The organism is Mycoplasmatota bacterium, assembly GCA_018394295.1.
In the GTDB taxonomy this organism is placed as follows: domain Bacteria; phylum Bacillota_I; class Bacilli_A; order Haloplasmatales; family Haloplasmataceae; genus JAENYC01.
Genome location: CP074573.1, coordinates 215,474 through 238,938 on the forward strand (window position 1 = coordinate 215,474; position 23,465 = coordinate 238,938).

Below are 23,465 nucleotides of genomic sequence, written 5' to 3' on the forward strand. Positions count from 1 at the left end.
TCTACAGTTAATATGTAGATAGCCTAATTTATTTACCATTTATTAAATACTTTTTCAGCAAATCCTAATTTCTTATCAATTGTTATTTCTGTATTATCATCAAGGATTGCTTTCCCACTAAAGTAACCAAATACTTGATTCTGTTTTGAACAAAGAAGACCTAAATTAGTAATTGCTTTTCGATTTAGAATAGGTTCAAATGTCATATTTAACCGATTATCATCAGCTGTAAATGTCCATGGACTTAAAAAATCATCTTTACCTTGTTTTTTGGGAATATTAAACACAATATTATTTAATTTATGAGCTTTACCTTTATAGAAAATCATATTTTCAGTTGCAGAACTTGTATCACCAAAGCCATATCCAATATTAAATCCAAAGGGTTCACCATTAATATTTGTTGAAAGTGATCCCCAATACCATGTGTTTTTATAAGTCCATACACCACGACCCCAATCTAATGTCCCATAAGAGTCATCCGTATTAAATGAGTATGTTTTATCTCCTATCTTAGCAATTCCTTCTGCTTTCATACAGTTTATCTTTTGATTGTAGTAGAAGTGTTTTGGTTTATCAAATGGTGTAGCAATTACCATACTTTCCTGTGGAAAATCCTTTAGAATGATATTTACATTTAGTTCTTTATCTTGATAAAACTTTTTCATTTTACAATGTAAATGTCTTTCAATACCGTTATTTTTAAAAGCTATAGATACACGTTTGTTTTTAAAACTTACATCACCAATTTCACTTGTTTTAGGTAAATTAGTTTTCCCCATAGGTAGTATAGTCATAATGGATGTAGTATTCTGCCACTTTGATTTAAAATCAAGGAGTGATGCACTTATAAGTCCCATATATCCATTATCAGCTATAGTCAATGCAACCCCAAATTGACTATTCCCTATATAATAATAATCCCATTCCTTAATCTTTAGTTTACTGACTTTAATGTCATTACGATTATAGTTAAAGACAAGACTAGTAGAATAACCAGGTAAAGTTAAGTTACCTTGATCATTTAACAACTTATTTTTTTTATTAACAAAATTTTGTATACTTATCCCTCCCTAAAAATAGTATATCATACAACTGTTCTTTAGTCATAACTTATTTTTTACTCAAGTTAGTTATAAAAATTTATTTTACTCTTTTATTAATTATTGATAAAAGACTTTTTTCAAAATTAATATCATTTTCACGATTGCGTTTCTTCGGACCAGAAACTCGTTTATTTGCTTTCCTTTCTTTGGCTGATAGATATCTTCTTAGAAGTAATGTATCAATATTATGAGTTGTATATATTAATCCATCTGGACTTATCGCATAGGCATGTTTACTTAAAGACATACAGGCAACACCATAATCTTGGGTAATAACGATATCATTTTTGTTGATATATTTAATTAATTCATAATCAACACTATCCTTTCCTTTATCAACCATGATAACTTTAGCATAAGTATCATTAAATATATGACTAGTATCGAAAAACAAAATGACATCAATATTATAAGTTTTTGCAACTTTAATGATAATTTCTTTTACAGGGCAACTATCCGCATCCACTAGTATTTTCATTTATTTACCTCTTTAATATAATATTTATATTAAATATACCATACAAAACAGATTTTTTATATATGGCCTTACGCTGAATTTTGTAGATAATTAAAAATATATTCTAATTTAATTAATAGGTAAAAGAACAATTGATTGTTTTGAAGTGCTTTGTGTAGGATACCAATATTATTTTTTTTACTTTACAACTTTACCAAAGTAAAGAATAATGTTTTTATTGTACGTCAAATTGATTTAAAAAATCCATATTACCCAAGGAGGTGTTCTTATGGACAGTGACCATCATCATTTTAAAATAAGTTATCCACATACTAATGGCGTTTGCTATAGAGGTTTCTAATAGAATTGTTTTTATGAATGAGGGAGAAATTTTAGAAGAAGGAACACCTGAAAAAATATTTGAAAAACCTAGCCATCCACGGGTTCGAGATTTTTTAGATAAGATGATTTAATATTAAAAACGAAAGAGATAAAATTCTTTCGTTTTTTAATTGAATAAAGTTTAAATCAATATAACCTTACTGTTTAGTATTGGTTAATTTGAACTAGGTGATCTATAATTACTTAATTAAATTGATTATTCCTACATAATACTACAATTTCGTACGGTGTCGTTTGAGCAGGTATACTTTTGGTGCTAGGACCATATACCACAACCAAGTTTTTGTTTGTAATACTATTTGTAAAGTTTTGTCCGTTTTGCATTGTTATTTTGGTATTAGGAGCAATGTTTAATCGTAATGTACCATCACTACTAACTAGTTGTTCATCAAAATAGTCAACTTTAACATTTCGATTAGGTTTAACTTTTGTCATTACAATCGCTTCATATTGTGGTGGATAGATCATGACAGCTGGTGCCATTGCATCATAAAAACCTTCTACAATATCTCCCACTGAAATAGTTTCATAATCTACTAGAAATGTATATGGAGTCATAATGAAGTTTACAATATTTCCATTATTATCTTGAAGCGTTATAAATTTATAACATCCTTCAGTATTTTCTATTCCCGTTCTAAAATTGCTAATATTTGTTACTTTACCAATAAAAGAATTAAATTTCGTCATTAAATGTCCTCCTGTTTATATATTATTATTCTATCTAATATATGCTTTATAGTAGTAATTGTTCAATTAATAATAAATAATTATATATATAAAAGATTCTTGTTTATTTAGAAGAAATATATGGTAAAATATAATGTAAAGGAGCGATGAAAATGAAGATAGCTGTATTTGACTTTGATAGAACGCTATTTCCAAAGGATACAATACCATATTTAATGAAACAATGGTATAAACTTAAATACTCTAGATTTAAGGTAATACGTATCTATATATCTCTACTTCCAGCTTATGTTGTATACAAATTAGGAATTGGTAATAAGAAAACAAATGAACGATTAAGACTAATCGCTGTAAATGGATTTAATAATTTGTTTATGGGACTAAGTAAAGATAATATAGAGGAATTTTTTACTAGAGTTGGCGATAATATAATAGATATGTTAAATGAACAAGTCGTGAATGAGTTAAAAAATGCACAAAAGAATGGTTTTCATACGGTAATTATTTCTGGTGCATACTTACCATTACTTAATTATATCGCAAAGAATCTTAATGTTGATACTATTTTAGGAACAGAGATATGTTATACCCAAGATGGAATTTATGACCATAACAAAGGTATGAAAGTAATAAATGGGGACGAAAAAGCATTTCTAATAAAGGAAACTTTTCCTGATGGAGATATCGATTGGGATAATAGTTATGCTTATTCAGATAGTATTAGGGATATTGATTTATTAAATCTTGTTGGTAACCCAGTTGTCGTAAATCCAGATCAAGAATTATCTGAAATTGCTAAAAATTCAAAATGGAGAACAATATGATAGTTTTCATGTTCTAATTAAGAATTTTTAGTGTTATAACTCATTAAGTAATAAAATTATTTATAAAGTGGAATTAGTTGTAATTTATTTATGTAGAAGGTGAAGTAGAATGAAGGGGTTAAGTTACTTTAAATTTAGTGGTGATACTGAAGATTATAAAGATAATGTTAGAGAATTAATTTATGAATATGCAATAGAAACATATAAAGTTGATAAGGAGTTTTGTGACACATTTACTAAGGATTTTTTAGATGATATAAAAGCTTGGAACACATTAATGATACTAGTTATTTTCAATCAAGAAGTAATTGGATTTTGTAGTTATTATAGTTCTGTATTGTTTAAAAACCATAGAATACTTGTCCACATCTATATAAAGCCTGAATATAGAAATAAAGGTATCGCTAGAAATTTAGTTGATCAAGTAAGTGTTTATTTAAATACTGATAGGTTAGCTGTAATTAATAAGAGTGAATCATATCATTTTTGGCTTAATATAGGATTTGAAGATCCTATGATCAAAAACGAGGGAAACCTTGTTGTGTTATTAAAGAATAAAGAATATTTCTTGCATATTGCAACAGAAATTGATTTTGAAAAAGCTAAAGTAGAAGGTAGTTATAAAACCAATTCATTTATAGCGGATCAATTTATAAAGTGTACAATTAATGATTTAGTATTAAAAAATTTGAAACAATATAACAATTCAAATGAAAAATATGTCCTTTTAGTAATTAATTCAAATAAACTAAAATCTCATGTGAAGTGGAAAAGTTTTGATAATGATAATATACAATATCCTTGTGTCTATGGAGAAATAAATTTAGATTCAGTGGAACAAATAGTAAACCTAAATAAAAATAAAGATGGTGCTTTTTATCTTCCTGAGGATTTTGAATTGTATGGAAGAAATTATTATAAAAAAATTAGAAACTATTTTTTCAGGTATAAACTGTCATATATCACTCCGATTTTTATTTCAACTTTGTTAATATTTGTATTTGGTATTGCATTAATAACATCAATTAGTAATAATAATTTCAAAATTTTTACAAATATAATATTTATAATCATTATTGTTTTTATATGTATAATAATATGGGGTTTAATATTAAATCTGAAAAGAATTAAAAAAAGGGGACAAAATCATTTTGGGTTTAGCTATGACGCGAGTATGTTGAAATATGAGTTTAAATTTTCAAATTCGTTTAGAAACATAGAAGGAGCAGTGGCATATAATAACACTGATATTTACTTTTAAAAAACTTTTTTCAAATTTGTGTTACGATATTGTTAAGCATGGTCTTTGATGAGGATTTTTTTAAAAAGTATATACCATATATGTATTATTGTCTAGAACATTTTACGGTAAGTATAAAAGTTACAACTAGCACTACCAAGGTGATGTAAAACTAACAGTTATTTACTAGAATGACAATTAAAAATAGATATATATTATACTAGGTAAAGGTAATGAGTTGAATCATTACCTTGTTTGGATTCTGGAAATTAAAGGTTTCAATAATAAAAAATAAAAGATATTTTCATTAAGATTCAAGAGGGTAAGTCTAGTTTTTAAGGTATTTAAGCTTGACTTACTATTTATCAAGATTAAATTTATCGTGTACATATTGAAATGCTTTTTGAGAATTGTTTTGATTTATAATACAAGAAATTTTAATTTCTGAGGTGCTAATCATTTGGATATTAATACCCAATTCATAAAGTGATTTAAAAAAGGTTGAAGCTACTTCTGAACTTCCAGCAAACCCTGTTCCTACTATAGATAGTTTTGAAACAGACTCATCATATATTACAGTTTTACTACCAATTTGATTTTTAAATGCTTCAGTGATATTTAAAGCTTTATGTAAATCATCACTTTTCACAGTGAAAGAAATGTCATTTACAGATTCGCGGTTTATATTTTGGATTATTGTGTCAATATGAATATAGTTTGCTGCTAAAGAAGAAAAAAGTTTGAATGCAACTCCAGGCTCATCAGGGACTTCTAAAACTGAGATTTTTGCGATATTTTCATCTAGAGATATTCCTCTAACAGAGACTTTTTCCACAGCGTTCACCTCCACTATTTCTGTTCCAAGAGAATTTTCAAAACTTGATTTAACAACCAGGGGTATATTAAACTTTCTAGCTAATTCAACTGATCTAGGGTGTAAAACTTTAGCACCTAGACTTGCTAATTCAAGCATCTCATCATAGGAAATTTTATTTAATAATTTAGCATTTAATACAATTCTTGGGTCAGCAGTATATACGCCATTTACATCAGTGTAAATTTCACATTTACAGGCTTTGATTGAAGATGCGATAGCGACTGCTGTGGTATCTGAACCACCTCTTCCTAAGGTGGTTATATCTTTTTCCATACAGTATCCTTGAAACCCTGCAACAATAACAATCTTATTCATAGATAGTTCAGATTCCAGTCTTTCTGTATTTATTTTAATAATTCTTGCTTTATTATGGGTTGAATTTGTAATTATTCCACACTGAGGACCAGTTAGAGAAATAACCTCATGATTTAATTCTCGTATGGCCATAGCAAGAAGTGCGATAGAAACTTGTTCACCAGTTGCTAGTAGCATATCAAGCTCTCTATCAGGTGGATTTGAGCTTATAGCTTTTGCCTTTTCAAGCAATTTATTGGTTGTATCTCCAATAGCTGATACAACCACGATTACTTTATATCCTTTGTTTTTTGAGTCAATAATCTTCTTTGCAACTTTTTTTATTCGATCAATAGACCCTACAGATGTTCCACCATATTTTTGAACGATTATATGCTTCATTTATATCACTTCCCCTATTGATTACATTGCAACAACAGCTACATCATTAGTTTCAATTTCGTCTGTCAGTTCATCTTCGATTCTTAAACAACAATAATTAGGATAATTTATATTTAAGGTATCTATGACCTTATTCATATATTCAGCTGATATGGTTTTAGTAACTAAGATTAGATTTTCTTCTTTATCAAAAATATTATATTTTAGATTGTGTCTATCCAATAATTTGATGATTTCAGTAATTTGTTTTTTGTCTTCAGGAGTTATTCTAATATAGTATCGTCCTTTTAATAACTTAGCTCCTACGGGTTTAATGGTTTCTAAATCCTTAAATTCTAATGATTTATAATCATCATTTATGATGTCGATAATATCTGAGACGACTGCATTAGCTGTCGGATTTTTACCGGCGCCTTGACCATAAAATTGAAGTTCGCCAACAGTGCTTCCAATAATTGATACAATATTAAAAGAATTTTTGACAGTACTAAAAAATGAATGGTTTTGAACTAATATTGGTTCAACAGATGCGGAAAATTCATTATTTTTATTAATAGAACAGCCTATTAATTTAACAGTGAAGTATTTCTTTTTAAAGAACATAATATCAAGTGGTGAAATGGATCTAATCCCACGGCATAGAATATCATCTTCATCAATTTTGATTTTATATGCGATAGATGATAAGATAGCAATCTTTCTTCTAACATCAAAACCTTCGATATCATCAGTAGGGTCAGCTTCAGCGTACCCTAGTTTATAGGCTAAATTTAATGCTTCATCAAAACTAAGATTTTCATCAGACATTTTAGTTAATATAAAATTAGTTGTCCCATTTAAAATACCTTTAATCTCAGTAATTTCATTGGTCGCAATGCTTTGTGTTAGTGGTTTTATAACTGGAATGCCCCCTCCAACACTTGCTTCAAAAAGTAACCCTTTGTATTTTTCTTTTGCTAAAGCAGATAGTTCATCAATATATCTAGAAATTACAGCTTTATTTGCGGTTACTACATGTTTATCTTTTTTTAACGCAGAGGAGATAAATTCATAGGCAGTGTCGATTCCACCCATTGCCTCAACAACAATATCTATTTGTGGATTATTTAAAATATCAGAAAAGTTATCAGTTAGAATATCTTTAGGTAATGACAAATTTCTTTTTTTATTTATGTCATTAACAAGAATTTTAGATATTTCTATCTCTTCACCTAACAATTGATTAAGTTCATTTTTTCGATTGTTAATTATTTCATAGACACCAGACCCTACAGTTCCGATGCCAAGTAAGCCTATTTTTTTCATTTTAAACACCCTTTTTCACTTAATAATTCAAGAATTTGAATAGCGTTTAATGCAGCACCTTTTCTTAAGTTGTCTCCAACAACCCACATAGATAAAGCATTTTTAGATATTAATGCTTTTCTTATTCGTCCAACATATACATTATCTTTTCCATTGACATCTAAAGGAGTTGGATAGACTTCTTCTTTAAGGTTGTCCATAACTGTAATACCAGGCGCTTTTTCAAATAGATTTATGGCTATTTCCTTAGTAATTGTTTCTTTTGTTTCTATTGTAATTGCTTCTGAGTGACAATTTAAAACAGGTACTCTAACAGCTGTTGGTTCTATCTGTATATTAGGGTCTTGTAGAATTTTTTTTGTTTCATTAACCATCTTCATTTCTTCACGTGAATACCCATTATCTAAGAAAATATCGATGTGTGGTAAAAGATTAAATGAAATTGGTTTAGGATAAACCTCAGATTTTAAATCTTCTTTATTAAGTGATTTAAGAGACAATCTCCTTAATTCATCTATCCCTTTATAACCTGTCCCTGAAACTGACTGATAGGTTGATACCCAAATATTTTTAATTAAAGAAAAATCATAGAGGGGCTTTAAAGCCACAACCATTTGAATGGTTGAACAATTAGGATTCGCTATAATTCCTTTATGATTAAATGCAGCTTCTGGATTTACTTCTGGAACGACAAGTGGTACATCATTATCCATTCTAAATGCATTACTATTATCTATTACAATACAACTTCTTTTAACCGCTTCTTTTGCCAATAATTTACTAACATCTGATTCAGCACTGAATATTGCGACATTCACATCAGTAAAAGATTCAGGTTTAGCCTCTTCTACAATATATTTTTTCCCTCTAAAATCAATTTCTTTTCCTGCTGAACGTTTTGAAGCAAGTAGTTTTAATGAATCTATCTTAATTTTTCTTTGATCAAGTATTTTTAATATTTCTTGTCCTACTAATCCTGTTGATCCAACAATAGCTAGATTTATTTTCATAACATATACCTCCTTGTTTGTCCGTTTATAAAAAACACTTGTATTTTATACGAAAACATTATAACATATAAAATAGATTAAACAATAGTTTTTTAGAAAATTCTTGGAGGTTAACATGTTAGATGTGAAATATCAAAGTACACGAGGAGAAGAAGTGAATGTTTCTTCATCAGAGGCAATCATTAAAGGAATCGCAAATGATGGAGGTTTATATGTACCAACTAAATTTCCTGTTATTGACTTACCATTAGATGAACTAACTGAAATGAGTTATAAAGAATTAGCTTTTTATATTATGAAAAAATATTTTACTGATTTTGATGATAAAGAACTTAAAGAATGTATTAATAATGCCTATGATGGAAAGTTTGAATCAATAGATATAGCACCCTCAGTTAAAAAGCAAGGTGTTTATTTTCTAGAACTATATCATGGTCCAACCCTTGCTTTTAAAGATATGGCTTTATCAATACTTCCTTATTTATTAAAAACTGCATCTAAGAAATTAAATATAACTAAGGAGATAATTATACTTACCGCTACATCAGGAGATACAGGGAAAGCAGCGCTTGAAGGATTTTCTAATGTAGAAGGGGTTAAGGTTATCGTATTTTATCCTAAGAATGGAGTAAGTGATATACAAAAAAGACAAATGATTACACAAAATGGATTGAATACTTTTGTTGTGGGTATTGAAGGGAATTTTGATGATGCTCAAACTGGTGTTAAGGAGTTACTTAATAGTAAGGCATTTAATAAAAAGTTAGATGAAAATAATTATATATTCTCATCAGCTAATTCTATAAATATTGGAAGATTAATTCCACAAGTCGTTTATTATTTTTATACTTATTTGAAATTATTAAAGAATGGTAGCCTTAAGAAGGATGAAAAAATAAATATTGTTGTTCCTACAGGCAATTTTGGGAACATATTAGCAGCATTTTATGCTAAAAAAATGGGGTTGCCTGTAAATAAGCTTAGTTGTGCCTCTAATGAAAATAATATTCTTTATGATTTCATTAATACAGGAATCTATGATACAAGAAGAACTTTTAAAATGACGAGTTCACCTTCTATGGATATTCTTATTTCAAGTAATTTGGAAAGGCTCTTATATGAATTTAGTAATCATGATAGTAAATTAATAATAAGTTTAATGAAAAAAATGAAAGAAGAAGGAATCTATGAGTTACCTAAAAAGCATCAAAAAGGGTTAAAAGATTTTTATACTGGGTATGCTTGTGAGGATGAAGTATGTAAAACTATTAAAGAGGTATATGATGAAGCAAAATACCTTATAGATCCGCATACATCTGTTGGCTATTCTGTATACAAAAAATATAAAGAAGATACGAAAGACAATACTAAAACAATCATTGTATCAACTGCTAGTCCTTTTAAGTTCACTAGAAGTGTCTATCAAGCACTAAATGGAAGTGATGATAATCTTAATGATTTTGATTTAATTAATAAACTAGCTGATTATACAAGATTAGAGGTACCAAACGCTATTAAGGATATAGAAAATAGAGAAATTCTTCATAAGTGTACCTGTAATAAGGATGAAATGATGATGATAGTAAAAAAAATATTAAGTATATAGGTGATGGTAATGATAGAGATAAGAGTACCAGCTACAAGTGCAAATATAGGTCCAGGATTTGATTGTCTTGGTGTTGCTTTAAATTTATATAATCGTTATTATATAGAAGAAATTGAAGAAGGTTTAATAATTGAAGGTTGTGATAAAGAATACCAAAATGAAAATAATTTAATATACATCTCAATAATAAAATGCTTTAAAAAAGTCGGATATAAACATAAGGGAATAAAGATTAAAATAAAACAGGATATTCCTGTTTCAAGGGGATTAGGAAGCAGTGCTGCTTGTATCTTAGGGGGGATTATAGGCGCAAATAAGATAGCGGGAGGACTTTTAAGTAAAGAAGAGATTTTACAATTAGCGACTAAAATTGAAGGACATCCTGATAATGTAGCGCCTGCATTATTTGGTGGGATGAAGGTTTCTTTATTAGAAGATAGTAAAGTATACCATAGTAGGATAAAAATCGCTAAGGGATTAAAATTTATTGCTTTAATACCAAACTTCAAACTTTCAACAGATAAATCAAGAGCGATACTTCCAAATACAATACTTCGTAAAGATGGTGTTTTTAATGTGGGTAGAGTATCTTTACTGATATCATCATTAATCAATGGGCAATTTGATTTAATTAAAATTGCTTGTGAAGATAGCTTACATCAAAAATACAGAGGTAGTCTTATAGAAGACTATGATAGTATAATAAACTATTGTGAGAGCCTAGATAGTTTAGGTGTTTTTTTAAGTGGTGCTGGGCCTACTATTATGGTAATATTAGAAGAAAGTAATAAAAGTTTTTATAATGAAATAGTAAGTTATTTGAGTAGATTTAAAAAAAGTTGGATGGTTAAAGAATTAAATATAGATTTTGATGGAGCGATTATAAAAAAATATTGACAAATAGATGAATGTCTTTAAAGGAGAGATATTTATATGAATAGTAAATATTTAGTGATAGATAAGGAAATACTTCCAGATGTATTTGAAAAAGTTTTACAAGCTAAAGAATTATTACGAATGGAAAGAGTAAAGGAAGTAACTGAAGCAGTTAAAAGTGTTGGGATTAGTAGAAGTACATTTTATAAGTATAAGGATCGGGTATTTTCTCTATCTGAAAGTTCAAGAGGTAAGATGGTTAGTATATCTTTTTTACTTAAACATAAGACAGGATTATTATCAAAAGTAATTAATTTAATATCTGATAATAATGGAAATGTATTAACGATAAATCAAGATATACCCATTAATAATGTTGCTAATATATCTATTACATTTGACATAACAAATATAACAAAAAGACTCACAGATATTTTAAGTGATATAGAAAGATTAGAAGGTGTTGAAAAGTTCAATCTTATGTCGATGGAATAAAATAAATTTTATTTAGTTATAGTTAATAAAAAAGAGTAATTCAACTGCCAGTTGAATCACTCTTTTATTAGTTGATTGACTTATTTATTATTAAATTCTATAATTATATTAGAAATTAGGAGGTAAAGTATGGATAATAAAAAAATAGGTTTATTTTTACAGGGATTAAGAAAAGAAAAAAAGATGACACAACTAGATTTAGCGACTCAATTAAACGTTACCCATCAGACGGTTTCTAAATGGGAAAATGGTGATAGCATTCCTGATATTTCTACACTATCATCATTAGCGGAGTATTACCAAATTACAATAGATGAAATACTTCAGGGTGAAAGAAATATAAAAGAAGTTAAAGCTGATGATATATTACATACATGTAAAGTAAAATTAATTGCCCGTTTAGGAAGTGTTGTAATGATCTTCATTTCATTATTTTTATATTATTTAAGTGAGAAGCTAAAAATCGGTGATCACTTTGAACCGATAAACAACTTTGATCCGTTTAATATGGGAGATACCATTATCACATATAACCTTACAGGGTTTGATTTAGTATTTAAAGCGACTAGTTTAACTATTTATACAGGTGGTATATGGATTATCTTTTTATCAGTATTGGTATTACTGACTATATTTGGTTTAGAAGTATTTTCTGTTTTCAAAAGAAACGAATTATACGCATATATAGGAGAAGAGACCTACTTTATGATAAAAAAAATAACAGAAATTGTTATGTTAATAGGATTTTCATTTATTCTGATTGGCGCAATCTTTAACAGTTCTGTACAAGTGAATACAGGTTATATAATTGGTTTCTTATTTACAATAGGATTATTTGGGATAAACTTTTGGGAAAAGAAACAATCAATATAAGATAGAGGTAATCGTTATGAATAAAAATACATTTATTGTAATTATTGTACTCATTTTTCTTAGTGGATGCACAATGAAGGATATAAATGAAAAACCAACTATTAAAGGATTAAATACCATAAATTTAACTTATGAAATAGGAAGTCCAACACCCAGTTGGTTAGATGGGATAACTGCTAGTGATTCTGAAGATGGAAATTTAACAGAAGCAATTAATGTAGACTCTGTAAATGTTAATATGAACAAAATTGGAAGTTATCCAGTTACGTATTCTGTCACTGATAAATCAGGTAATACAACGACAGAAGAAGTAATGGTTCATATAAAGGATTTAAGAGCACCAACAATCCGTGGGTTCTCTGATTTATCAATCGATGTTGGTAGTAATACTAAACCTGATTGGATGAATCATGTGGATGCTAAAGATAATTATGATGGTATAATAACTGATTATATAACGATTGATGATTCACAGGTTGATTATACAACCCCAGGATATTATAAGGTTTATTATAATATAATGGATAGTAGTTATAATTTAACGCAAGCAGAGATAACTTTAAAAGTTCTCGGTGAAGAAGGAAGTATCACAAAACCTATTGAAATAGGAAGTAGTTCTATTATTTCTGGAGCAGATTTTTCATATGGAGAATATAAAATTGAAATCACGATTAATTCTATAAAAAGAGGTCAAGAAGTTGAAACCATTATCTTTGATGAAAATGAAGAACATTCGATTGATAAAAATAGTGAATACATTTTAACTAATATGACTATTAAGTTATTAGATATTAATGAAACTAATAATTATTATCAAACAAATGGCTTTTCTAAATGGGATGATTTTAAGATGGTTTCAATTGATGGTCAAACCTATAACCGTATTTATTCAGATAATATACAAAATAAATTAGAAGAGTGTTCATTAAATAAAGGACGCTCATGTTCTGTAAATATGATAAATGTAGTTGATAAAGATAAAGAGTTACTTATCAATTATAATACACAATGGTTTAGTATTCCGATAGAAACTATTGAAAATCCATGGGAACATGTAACCTATGGAATTGGATATGGAATAGATGTTGTTAGATCAAATTATGCTGACAGTGATGGGATAAAAACTTGTGCTGGTATATATTATTTAGATTGGTTAGATTCATTGCAGTTTGGAAAGACTAATATAAGAAATGATAGTAAACCGATAACTTATACTGCATATAGTTATGAGAGTCTCGTAAATCAATTGAATGGTTCTTATAGATTTTCTAATATTGTTTCAGAAAAAGATGGATTGTATATCACAGATAAATTAAATGGTTTTCCAGAAAAAGAACAGTATAATCAATATAAAAGAAATCTATACTACGCATTAGAACAGGATATTCCAAGATATTCACTTTCTTTACCAGATTATCAAACTAACCTGCTTCCATATGAATATTTAAGACCCAACTTTTTAAGCTATTTGGATAAATTGAGTGCAAATCAAATGAGTTATAATAGTTTTTTTAATTTATTTGGAACCCATGTCATCTCAAATGTTATAATTGGTGGAAGACTAGAGATGTATTGTATGATTCAATCAAATGATGAAGATGCAAATTTGAAATCAAAGTGTAGTCAAATTTCAGCTATAATAGAAGATGAGACAGCTTCTAGTAATCCATTTGAAATTGATTTTACTGCTAATAGGACTATATTAACAACATGTAGAGGCGGAGATACCAATTTTATTTTAGATAAAGCTGATTACCTTGATTGGATGAATTCATTTGATAATCAAAGTGATGAAAATACATATACCTTAATCGCATTTGGTGAGGATGGATTAATTCCAATATGGGAATTACTTCCTCCATCTTATGAGCATTTAAAAAACACTATGGAAGCCAAATTCATAGAATATGCATCAAATAGTAGTAATATCATGAAAAAATAAGTATAGTATTTAGTAAATAAAAAGTCTTTGACTAGTGAAGTCAAGGATTTTTTTAAGTGTGCCAGGCATGTCTATTAACTAGGTGGTGAAAGTCCACTACACGGGAAGATGACTAAAGTGTTAGCCAAGTACAAGGGCGCCTATTGCGAAGTAGGGTCTGAAGGAAGTAGGAGGCAAAATTTTGGCTCGAGGAACACGAATCACATCAGGCGGGTATTATGGATGAGTTTGCTTAACAAAACAAAGTCCGTAGTCATCAAAGCAATAATACACGTAAATGTGGCGAGTATATGAAATGAAAGTGAATAGACTTACCCTGGGAGATCTCATGGACACGTCACGAGCGTGGTTGAAAAAGATTTATCGTGAGAAGTCAGCAGAGCCATAGTAGGGTCCAAACCGAAGGGCGAAACAGTATGTTTAATTGTAAATGTAAATTATAAGACTATATGAACAGTAGAAAATCAGGATTACCTACCTAACTTCGATGGTATCGTAAGGAACCTAGGAGCCTTTAGGACAAACAGTATGGTCTTAACAATGAAAGGAGCAATTACTAATGGAAAATCTTCTAGAATTAATCTTAAGTAACTGCAATTTAAATGAAGCCATCGCTAGAGTAGTGAAGAATAAAGGTGCTGCTGGAATTGATGGGATGAATGTTGAACAAGGAAGATTACATTTTATGAAACATGGTGATGAAATTAAAAGAGCCATAAGAAATAGAAAGTATAAACCTAACCCCGTTAGGAGAGTAGAAATACCAAAACCTGATGGTGGGGTAAGACTACTAGGAATACCAACGGTTATAGATAGAATCATTCAACAAGCCATTAATCAAGTGCTATCACCAATTTTTGAGAAACAATTTAGTGACTCTAGTTTTGGATTTAGACCAAATCGAGGTTGTCATATGGCAATTGAGAGAAGTTTAATGTATTTAAATGATGGTTACAAAGTAATAGTTGATACGGATTTAGAGAAATTCTTTGATAAGGTTAACCATGATAAACTCATGCAAATATTATCTTTAACAATTAAAGATAGTGATTTAATGAGTTTGATAAGGAAATATCTAGTTAGTGGTATCATGATAAATGGAGTCGTAATAGATAGTGAGGAAGGAACACCACAAGGAGGACCATTAAGTCCATTATTATCAAATATCATGCTTAATGAACTAGATAAAGAGTTAACTAAAAGAGGATTAAGATTTGTACGATATGCCGATGACTGTAATATATATGTAAAAAGTATACGTGCAGGACAAAGAGTAATGGAGAGTATAACTAACTTTATTGAAAAGAAGTTAAAACTCAAAGTTAATCAGAGTAAAAGCAAAGTAGATTACTATAATAAAGGAATCAAATTTTTAGGCTTTGGCTTTTACTACAATCCCAGGCACAGACAAGTTAGAATCAAAGTACATCCAAAATCAATTAAAAGAATAAAAGAAAAGATTAAGAAATTAACATCTAGAAGATGGAGTATCAGTTTAGATTATCGGTTACTCAAAATAAAACAACTTATAACAGGTTGGGTTAATTATTATAAAGTAGCCGATATGAAATGGTTATTGATAAAATTAGATGAACAAATAAGATTTCGTGTAAGAATGTGTATTTGGAAAGCATGGAAAAAGATTGGGAAACGATTTAAATCCCTAAGGAAACTAGGCGCAAGTCGTCAAAAGGCTTGGGAATACGCAAACAGTAGAAAAAGCTATGCGCGAATCGCACATAGCTTTATCTTAACAACTACGATTACAAATAAAAGATTAGAACGTCGTGGTCTAATATCAATGACCGAATATTATTTATCTGTTAGATAACATATTGAACCGCCGTATACCGAACGGTACGTACGGTGGTGTGAGAGGTCTGAAATGAATAGAAAACTATTTATTTCTTCCTACTCGATTGTTTATTTGTTTTTAATATTATTATATTTGGTTATTAGTTTATTCCAACGACCAGGTATAAGAAATGTTAGAATAATTGCCGTTATCACAAATTGAGCAATTCCTCCGTAGATATAATACTTATGATCTGAAAAGTATTCTCTTTTAAGTATAATTGACATCGCCAATAAGTGCCCCAAAAAGAAATTGCAGATAAACCTAAATTAATATATTGTTGAATATAGAAACTTTTTTTCCCTTTTTTATAGATTTTAATTACTTTGCGTTCTTTCATAATCCCACCCCGTTTAATTATAAATTTAATAATTATATTACATATGTAAATGTTGTATCAAACAACTTCTTTTACATAACAAATATTATTGAATTATACGTTTACCTAAATATTATATTATTATTGAAGTTATCCTATTTATAATGATATAATTTACCTATATCAGAAAAAATGGAATGGTTTAACTGAGGAGGTAAATGATGGAATTTAAACTTAAAAATATTACACTTAGAACAGTAGTAGTTGATGATTTAAAAGAAGTTGCAAGAATATGGAACTTTGAAAAAGGAGAAATTACATTAGAAGAAGCAAAAGAAGCAATTGAGTGGATGAATAAAAATCATAAGTTAAATCAACTACATAAGATTGAACATCTGTGTTTTGCTATATTTGAAAATAATACCAGAAAAATAATTGGTTGGTGTGGTTTAGATGGCAGATATGAAAATACTGTTAAGATATTTTATTTAATTGATAAAGATTATAGAAGACGTGGTTATGCAACAGAGTGTTCGAAAAAGCTATTAGAGTATGGTTTTTTAAATATGGAAGTTGAAAGAATTGAGGGAGAATGTGCTATAGACAATATTGGATCACAAAAAGTACTTGAGAAATTAAAAATGAAAAAAGTTATCAATGAACAAAAAAAGGAGTCACATCATTATTTTATGACTTATAAAGACTATATAAATCTTTATTAGGTGTGTTGGTAGTGTCAAATAAATTATGAAAACTCATGATAACTCTATGACCCAAAATAAAAAAAACTGGAATTGTAGTATGTTAGATTACAATACTCAGTTTTATCTTACTATATCATTATATGCAAATAAAAAAGGCATATTTAAATACGCTTATATAGAGATACTCCTTAGTTAAAAATTAGTTTATATAAGAGTAACTCATATCTATTAGAGAAAGCCATTTGCTTGGCATATGAGGTAAATCCTCAAACTCTTCTAATTTAACAGGTGGGTTATAACCTAACGATTTATGTGGTCTTAGAAAGTTAAAAAACGTTGTAAACAAGACCATATAAGCATTAGCGCTCTTGATATTACCAAATCCGTTCATTTGGATATAATCGTCTTTGAAAGTTCTATTTAAACGCTCAGTTACTTGTTTAAATGGACGGTAATCCTTGTCTGTTTTCGTGTTATTAGTGAGTCCTATAACTTGAAATAAATCGAAATTTATGTTCATGCTTTTAAAGTATGACCATGCAACGTTGTAAATAGGATTACCATCCACAACTACTTTCAAATTCTTAGGTAGTTCAGTGTATTTTTTGAATGTTTGATATAGTGAAACGACTGCTGAAAAAGTATCACGTTTACTAAAAACTTGATAAGAAGTAATAATCTTTTTAATTTTATCTGAGAAGAAGAAGATATAATGCTTCTTCCCTTAACCCTAACATATGTTTCATCCCCACAAAGGTCAGATGATAAATCATATGGGTAATTTTCAAGTAAGGGACGAATCATTGTAGAAACACTATTTGCATAATTCATCACGGTTTGATGGGAAATCTTAACTTGGTGAATATCATACATGATAGCTGCAGTTTTCCTACTCGACAAACCGTAGTTAACGTAATACGTTAAGATTAAGCCTAGAGTATGCTTAGAATGTCTGATATTGGCTAAATCAACCTTCATATTTAAATTAGACATAGAGTCACGTTCTAGGGAATCAAAGTTAATATCGAAAGCACGATAGATATAATGAAGTTTAAATTTACCTGGTTTCTTTTTGAATTGTTTTAATTGATCTGGTGTTAATTTCTTTAATTTATCTAAATAAAAGGAACATTTCTTATGTCTACATTTATAAATAATATAACTATTACGGTCTTTAATTCTTTCAAGGTTCTTTGAACAATGAGGACATTTTAAAATAATCTTTTCAAGAAAATCATTATTCAAGGTAAATGTATGACTACATACCTTACAAAGTAACTGTTTTGATTTAATATTATTTTCATAGATGTAATCATGAGGAGCACCACAAATAGGGCAATTTCCTTTGAAATCAAGTTTTGATGGCCTTCGTCTAGTAACTGGTTTGAGATGCTTATTGTACTTTAAAAAATACACATTAAGCAATTCTTGATAATCTAGCTTTTCAACCTTCTGAATAATAGGTTCACCATCAACAGTGAACTTCCTAAAAGGTTCATAATAAGTGCCAGATGACTTAGAACTAGGTGTAGAAATAATGTGTGAATCTAGAAAAAGAATAAATTTATAAAGTAGTTTGTTTAAATACTTTAAAAATACTGAAAGAACTGATATAATTTTAACCATGATAGATACTCCTTATAGTTTTTTTGTGGTGATTAAATTATATCAGGTGTATCTATCTTTTTGTATATAAAGGGTTAAAAAAATATAACGAGAAACCTCCCAAACACAGGGGGGGAACTCATTATATAATAAAAAATAATATATATATAAGGTTTTGTATAGGGTTTAAGAAAAACTTTTACACTACCGGTGTGTTACAAGGGAGATATTTATGAATGAAAAAGAAGCAATTATAATAAACGAGTTAAACACGACTGGAGAATTATTTGGGATTGATAAATTTATATTTGAGAAAATAATACAAATGAGTAATTCATCTGTTTTAATAAAAGATATAAAACAGGTTGATTATATCAATAGAAATTATTATGGAGGTCGTGGAGAAAAGATCGTTTTAAAAATTAATTATAGTGAAAACAATAAGGATAAAGAAACTTCATTATTTATAAAAAAACATTGTCAAAAAAGTCCCAATGAAGCATTACACTATAAATACTTAACTAAGTTTAATGCTCCAATACCTAAGCTTTATGCTTATTATAGTAAATTAAGTCAACAAGACATTATTATTACGGAAGTTATAAAACCATTTTATGTAGATGATGACCCTATTTTTATGTTAAATAAGGATATATTAAAACCTTTTATAGAAACAACAGCCCTTTTTAATATGATAAAAATAAGTGATGAGTATAAAGAAATTATTTCTAGGGACTATGATATAATAAATGATAAATTGATACCGTTTGAAAATAAAATTCATGTGATGTTTAATAAAATAAGAACTGATTCAATATATTATAACTTAAAAAATAAAGTTTCTAAGAAAATGGAAGTTGAAATAATAAATATATTAAAAGAAAATATTGAAAGAATAAAAGTAATGGAAAAAGGGTTATATCATTGGGATCATAAACCACGGAATATGGGATGGAGTGAGATTCAACAAAAACATGTTCTTTTTGATTTAGAAGATACCTTGTGGGGACCTCGTTTTTATAATATTGGTATGTGGCTTGGAGGAGATGATAAATTTGAAGAGAAGTATACATCTAGAGAACAATTAGCAAAAATTTATTTAGATATATATAATGAGGAGAATAAAACAAAGGTTAGTGTTGATAGTTTATTACATGAATGTTATCCTTTATGGATTGTTTATAAAATAGAAACATTATTAATCTATTTTTATGAATCTGGTGAAAATCCTTATCGTTTAAGAAATCGAGAACCAAATGAATATAAAAAAGAGATGGAAGATAAATTTATCTATATATTAAATTTATTATGTAATTTGAAGAAAGAGATACATTAACTATAGTTAGTGTATCTTTTCTTATTTTCTCATTTAGAATAAATTCAGTGTCATATTTTATATTTATGGACAAACTATTATAAAAAGTAAAAAATATAATAATTTCATAAAAGAATGGTGTTAACTTAATGAGAAATTATGAGATAAAAAAAATATTAAGTAATAATGTAGTCCTTGTTAAAGAGGGAAAACATAATTATATCTTAGTAGGAAAAGGGATTGGATTTGGAAAAAAGAAAGGACAAACACTTGAAGATAACGATATAATTGAACAAAGTTTTATATCATTAGATAATTTAAATCAACACGAGCAAAAGACCTTTATTAATGAAGTTGATTCAGTGGTATTTGAGATATCAAAAGATATCGTTGAATTTGCAAACAAAAAGTTAGGTGAAACCCTAAATCCTAAGATACATCTGGGATTAATTGATCATATTAATTATGCGATGAAGCGTATTAATGAGGGAATTGAGATAGTTAATCCTTTCTTAAATGAAACAAAGGTTTTATATCCTGAAGAATACAAAATAGCAGAAAAAGCTATTGAGATGTTATCAAAACATTATAAAATTGAAATTCCTGAAGCTGAGATTGGTTTTATAACTTTACATATTTATGGGGGGAGAGATAATCGTTCAAAAACAGAGGCTTTAAAACATACAAAATTGATTAAAGATATTACTAAATATGTTGAAAGGCGTTTAGGAATTGATTTTTCTAAGAGTCCTTTTAATTATTCTCGCTTTATTATTCATTTAAAAGCTTTGATAAATCGCATCGAAATGGGAGAAACCGTAGATACCAATATTACTGATTCCTTAAAAAATGAATTCACTTTAGAATTCTCATTAGCAAAATCAATTGTGAAAATGATAGAACATTCATTAAAAAAAGAAGTATCAGCTAATGAAATAGGATATATCACATTACATTTAGGACGATTAAAACACTTAAAATAAAATCGTTGTTGGAGATGATTTAGTGAAAGCATTAAAGCAAAATATTAGTGGTTTATTTGGCATATTACAAAGAATTGGACGAGCGATTATGCTGCCTATAGCCTTATTACCAGCAGCAGGAATTTTATTAGGTGTAGGAATAGCCTTACAGGAGGAAGCTCTATTAGATTTATTACCATTTTTTAATACTTATTGGATAGAGAAGATAGCGACCATTATGTCTTCATCGGGTCAAATTGTATTTAATAACATACCCTTACTCTTCGCTGTTGGGATTGCAGTTGGTTTATCAAAAGGGGATGGTGTTGCAGCTCTTGCTGCTCTAATTGGTTATTTAATTATGAATACAACCATTGGAGTCATCCTTGATATTGACATGGAGATGGTACTTGATAAAAATAATCCATTGTATGCCTTAACCTTAGGGATTCCAACCATACAGACAGGGGTTTTTGGTGGAATTATTGTTGGTGTGTTAGCAGCATATCTATACAATCGATTTTATAAGATTGATTTACCTGTTTATCTAGGTTTTTTTTCTGGTAAACGATTTGTCCCAATTGTAACAGCAGTAGCAAGTGTTTTTTTAGGAATTGTTATGTCCTTTATTTGGCCAACCTTTCAAAATTGGTTAAACTTATTATCAAGGAATGTAATTGAGACGAATGAAACATTATCAGCATTCTTTTTTGGAATCTTTGAAAGAAGTCTTGTACCATTGGGGTTACATCATATTTTTTATTCACCATTTTGGTACGAATTTGGGTCTTATATAACTAGTACAGGTGAGATTGTTCGAGGCGATCAACGTATCTTTTTTGCTCAGTTAGCTGATAATGTTGAATTAACTGCTGGTACTTATATGACAGGAAAGTTTCCATTTATGATGTTTGGTTTACCAGCAGCAGCATTAGCGATGTATCATGAAGCAAAACCACAAAATAAAAAATTTGTTTCTGGCATCTATGTTTCAGCAGCTTTAACTTCATTTTTAACTGGAATTACTGAACCACTTGAATTTATCTTCTTGTTTGTCGCGCCATTTTTATATGTTATCCACATCTTGTTTGCAGGACTATCCTTTATGGTTATGCAACTATTAAATGTAAAGATTGGGATGACATTCTCTGGTGGGTTAATTGACTTTTTATTATTTGGTGTTATTCAAGGCAAAACCGACTGGTGGTGGGTGATTATTGTTGGATTAATTCTAGCAGTAATTTATTACTTTGGATTTCGTTTTGCGATTAGAAGATTTGATATTCAGGTTACAGGACGGGAGTCAAATCGTAAGAAGAAAAACAAAGATGTGGATAACACAACTTATCATCTAAATGCTGAACAAATTATTAATGCACTGGGTGGAGCTCAAAACATCGTTCATATTGATTCCTGTATTACCAGATTAAGAATTGAATTAAATGATATTAGTATCGTACAAAAAGAGAAAATTAAAGATTTAGGGGCTAGTGGATTATTAGTTATAGGAAATAATCTACAGATTGTCTTTGGAACAAAATCAAATATTATCAAAACAGAAATATGCAATATCATTGGTCATAAGAAAGAAGAATTGCGCTCATTTATTGCGCCTATGAGCGGGACTTTAATTCAACTAAAACATGTACCAGATGAAGTCTTTTCACAAAAACTAATGGGAGAAGGTTTTGCGATTATTCCAAATGATGGTGATGTGGTATCACCAATCAATGGTAAAGTCGAGAGTATTTTTCCTACAAAACACGCAATTGGATTAGTAGATGAGAATCAGAATAAAATTTTGATCCATATTGGAATAGATACGATTCATCTTAAGGGTGAAGGATTTGAATTGTTTGTTGAAGAGGGCTCAAATGTTAAAAAAGGCGATTTACTAGTAAGATTAGATTTATTTCGTATTCGTGATAAAGTCCCAACACTAATTACTCCAATTATAATTGAAAGTAAAGATGATACTCCCATAAATATTGAAGAAGGGATTGTTGTCACAAAAGGTGAAAAATTTTATTTTAAAACCTAATGAAATTTGAAAAACTAAAAAAATAATATAATATTTTTTTTAGTCATACATAAAAAACTTTATTTTGTATAATTTTGGCTAGAAAAAAGATATTGAAAACGCTTTTTACTTATGATATACTTTCCCTGTAATTAAATAACTGAAAACGTGTTACTAATTCGATTAGGCATGAGTGATTAAATAATAGGAGAAAAATCTCTTTCTATTATTGATTATTCATGCCTTTTTTGTGGTTTGTTTCAGTTATTAATTAAAATATTAAAAT

Annotated in this window: 18 protein-coding genes and 1 pseudogene; 12 read left to right on the forward strand and 7 right to left on the reverse strand. The window is 28.7% G+C overall.

All coding sequences use genetic code 11. From position 1 onward, the window contains the following. Positions 1 to 32: 32 nt before the first annotated feature. The 3 genes from KHQ81_00990 to KHQ81_01000 all read right to left on the reverse strand — a co-directional run bounded on the left by KHQ81_00990 (position 33) and on the right by KHQ81_01000 (position 2,655). The gene (locus tag KHQ81_00990) at positions 33 to 1,061 is read right to left on the reverse strand and encodes a DUF2804 domain-containing protein (protein QVK19515.1); all 1,029 of its coding nucleotides are present in this window, start codon (positions 1,059 to 1,061) and stop codon (positions 33 to 35) included. Between the two features lie 82 nt (positions 1,062 to 1,143). After that, positions 1,144 to 1,584 carry a YaiI/YqxD family protein gene (locus KHQ81_00995; protein QVK18324.1) on the reverse strand — a complete coding sequence of 147 codons (441 nt, stop codon included), beginning with the start codon at positions 1,582 to 1,584 and terminating at the stop codon, positions 1,144 to 1,146. Between the two features lie 564 nt (positions 1,585 to 2,148). Then, on the reverse strand, positions 2,149 to 2,655 hold the full coding sequence (locus KHQ81_01000; GenBank protein ID QVK18325.1) for a hypothetical protein: 507 nt from the start codon (positions 2,653 to 2,655) through the stop codon (positions 2,149 to 2,151). Between the two features lie 152 nt (positions 2,656 to 2,807). Between KHQ81_01000 and KHQ81_01005 the strand changes: the two genes are divergently transcribed. Both KHQ81_01005 and KHQ81_01010 read left to right on the forward strand, forming a co-directional pair. Next, positions 2,808 to 3,479: a haloacid dehalogenase-like hydrolase gene (locus KHQ81_01005; GenBank protein ID QVK18326.1), complete on the forward strand. Its 672-nt coding sequence runs from the start codon at positions 2,808 to 2,810 to the stop codon at positions 3,477 to 3,479. 109 nt (positions 3,480 to 3,588) lie between these two features. Further along, a complete protein-coding gene (locus tag KHQ81_01010; GenBank protein QVK18327.1) occupies positions 3,589 to 4,740 on the forward strand; it encodes a GNAT family N-acetyltransferase in 1,152 nt (383 codons plus the stop codon). A gap of 337 nt (positions 4,741 to 5,077) precedes the next feature. Here KHQ81_01010 and KHQ81_01015 read toward each other — a convergent pair whose 3' ends face one another. From KHQ81_01015 to KHQ81_01025, 3 genes are read right to left on the reverse strand one after another with little or no spacing between them, the layout of a single operon-like run. Beyond that, a complete protein-coding gene (locus KHQ81_01015) occupies positions 5,078 to 6,292 on the reverse strand; it encodes an aspartate kinase (GenBank protein QVK18328.1) in 1,215 nt (404 codons plus the stop codon). A 21-nt stretch (positions 6,293 to 6,313) separates the two neighbouring features. Then, entirely contained in the window at positions 6,314 to 7,597 is a 1,284-nt protein-coding gene (locus tag KHQ81_01020; protein ID QVK18329.1) for a homoserine dehydrogenase, read from the reverse strand. Next, a complete protein-coding gene (locus KHQ81_01025) occupies positions 7,594 to 8,607 on the reverse strand; it encodes an aspartate-semialdehyde dehydrogenase (GenBank protein ID QVK18330.1) in 1,014 nt (337 codons plus the stop codon). The genes KHQ81_01020 and KHQ81_01025 overlap by 4 nt, the downstream gene beginning before the upstream one ends. Before the next feature lie 124 nt (positions 8,608 to 8,731). Between KHQ81_01025 and KHQ81_01030 the strand changes: the two genes are divergently transcribed. The 7 genes from KHQ81_01030 (at position 8,732) to KHQ81_01060 (ending at position 17,295) form a co-directional block, all read left to right on the forward strand. Then, a complete protein-coding gene (locus KHQ81_01030; GenBank protein QVK19516.1) occupies positions 8,732 to 10,213 on the forward strand; it encodes a threonine synthase in 1,482 nt (493 codons plus the stop codon). Between the two features lie 9 nt (positions 10,214 to 10,222). After that, positions 10,223 to 11,110: a homoserine kinase gene (locus KHQ81_01035; protein ID QVK18331.1), complete on the forward strand. Its 888-nt coding sequence runs from the start codon at positions 10,223 to 10,225 to the stop codon at positions 11,108 to 11,110. A 36-nt stretch (positions 11,111 to 11,146) separates the two neighbouring features. Next, a complete protein-coding gene (locus KHQ81_01040; GenBank protein ID QVK18332.1) occupies positions 11,147 to 11,584 on the forward strand; it encodes an ACT domain-containing protein in 438 nt (145 codons plus the stop codon). Between the two features lie 129 nt (positions 11,585 to 11,713). Further along, entirely contained in the window at positions 11,714 to 12,457 is a 744-nt protein-coding gene (locus KHQ81_01045; protein QVK18333.1) for a helix-turn-helix transcriptional regulator, read from the forward strand. Positions 12,458 to 12,473: 16 nt separating this feature from the next. Next, a complete protein-coding gene (locus KHQ81_01050; GenBank protein ID QVK18334.1) occupies positions 12,474 to 14,399 on the forward strand; it encodes a DUF5011 domain-containing protein in 1,926 nt (641 codons plus the stop codon). A 559-nt stretch (positions 14,400 to 14,958) separates the two neighbouring features. Beyond that, a complete protein-coding gene (gene ltrA, locus KHQ81_01055; GenBank protein ID QVK18335.1) occupies positions 14,959 to 16,230 on the forward strand; it encodes a group II intron reverse transcriptase/maturase in 1,272 nt (423 codons plus the stop codon). 564 nt (positions 16,231 to 16,794) lie between these two features. Further along, complete coding sequence (locus tag KHQ81_01060) at positions 16,795 to 17,295, forward strand: GNAT family N-acetyltransferase (protein ID QVK18336.1); 501 nt, start codon at positions 16,795 to 16,797, stop codon at positions 17,293 to 17,295. A 181-nt stretch (positions 17,296 to 17,476) separates the two neighbouring features. Here KHQ81_01060 and KHQ81_01065 read toward each other — a convergent pair. Further along, a pseudogene (locus tag KHQ81_01065) lies at positions 17,477 to 18,255 on the reverse strand (DDE-type integrase/transposase/recombinase). An 859-nt stretch (positions 18,256 to 19,114) separates the two neighbouring features. Between KHQ81_01065 and KHQ81_01070 the strand changes: the two are divergent. The 3 genes from KHQ81_01070 to ptsG all read left to right on the forward strand — a co-directional run bounded on the left by KHQ81_01070 (position 19,115) and on the right by ptsG (position 23,200). Then, on the forward strand, positions 19,115 to 20,218 hold the full coding sequence (locus KHQ81_01070; protein QVK18337.1) for a hypothetical protein: 1,104 nt from the start codon (positions 19,115 to 19,117) through the stop codon (positions 20,216 to 20,218). Positions 20,219 to 20,346: 128 nt separating this feature from the next. Further along, the gene (locus KHQ81_01075) at positions 20,347 to 21,180 is read left to right on the forward strand and encodes a PRD domain-containing protein (protein ID QVK18338.1); all 834 of its coding nucleotides are present in this window, start codon (positions 20,347 to 20,349) and stop codon (positions 21,178 to 21,180) included. 43 nt (positions 21,181 to 21,223) lie between these two features. After that, positions 21,224 to 23,200, forward strand: a complete 1,977-nt coding sequence (gene ptsG / locus KHQ81_01080) for a glucose-specific PTS transporter subunit IIBC (protein ID QVK19517.1) — start codon at positions 21,224 to 21,226, stop codon at positions 23,198 to 23,200. The last annotated feature ends 265 nt before the right edge of the window (positions 23,201 to 23,465 follow it).

Coding starts and splice junctions, on each gene's coding strand:
- KHQ81_01045 (QVK18333.1), top strand. CDS start 11,714: ATGGATAATAAAAAAATAGGTTTATTTTTACAGGGATTAAGAAAAGAA.
- KHQ81_01040 (QVK18332.1), top strand. CDS start 11,147: ATGAATAGTAAATATTTAGTGATAGATAAGGAAATACTTCCAGATGTA.
- KHQ81_01020 (QVK18329.1), bottom strand. CDS start 7,597: ATGAAAAAAATAGGCTTACTTGGCATCGGAACTGTAGGGTCTGGTGTC.
- KHQ81_01025 (QVK18330.1), bottom strand. CDS start 8,607: ATGAAAATAAATCTAGCTATTGTTGGATCAACAGGATTAGTAGGACAA.
- KHQ81_01075 (QVK18338.1), top strand. CDS start 20,347: ATGAGAAATTATGAGATAAAAAAAATATTAAGTAATAATGTAGTCCTT.
- KHQ81_01005 (QVK18326.1), top strand. CDS start 2,808: ATGAAGATAGCTGTATTTGACTTTGATAGAACGCTATTTCCAAAGGAT.
- KHQ81_01060 (QVK18336.1), top strand. CDS start 16,795: ATGGAATTTAAACTTAAAAATATTACACTTAGAACAGTAGTAGTTGAT.
- KHQ81_01000 (QVK18325.1), bottom strand. CDS start 2,655: ATGACGAAATTTAATTCTTTTATTGGTAAAGTAACAAATATTAGCAAT.
- ltrA (QVK18335.1), top strand. CDS start 14,959: ATGGAAAATCTTCTAGAATTAATCTTAAGTAACTGCAATTTAAATGAA.
- KHQ81_01010 (QVK18327.1), top strand. CDS start 3,589: ATGAAGGGGTTAAGTTACTTTAAATTTAGTGGTGATACTGAAGATTAT.
- KHQ81_00995 (QVK18324.1), bottom strand. CDS start 1,584: ATGAAAATACTAGTGGATGCGGATAGTTGCCCTGTAAAAGAAATTATC.
- KHQ81_01050 (QVK18334.1), top strand. CDS start 12,474: ATGAATAAAAATACATTTATTGTAATTATTGTACTCATTTTTCTTAGT.
- KHQ81_01035 (QVK18331.1), top strand. CDS start 10,223: ATGATAGAGATAAGAGTACCAGCTACAAGTGCAAATATAGGTCCAGGA.
- KHQ81_01015 (QVK18328.1), bottom strand. CDS start 6,292: ATGAAGCATATAATCGTTCAAAAATATGGTGGAACATCTGTAGGGTCT.
- KHQ81_01070 (QVK18337.1), top strand. CDS start 19,115: ATGAATGAAAAAGAAGCAATTATAATAAACGAGTTAAACACGACTGGA.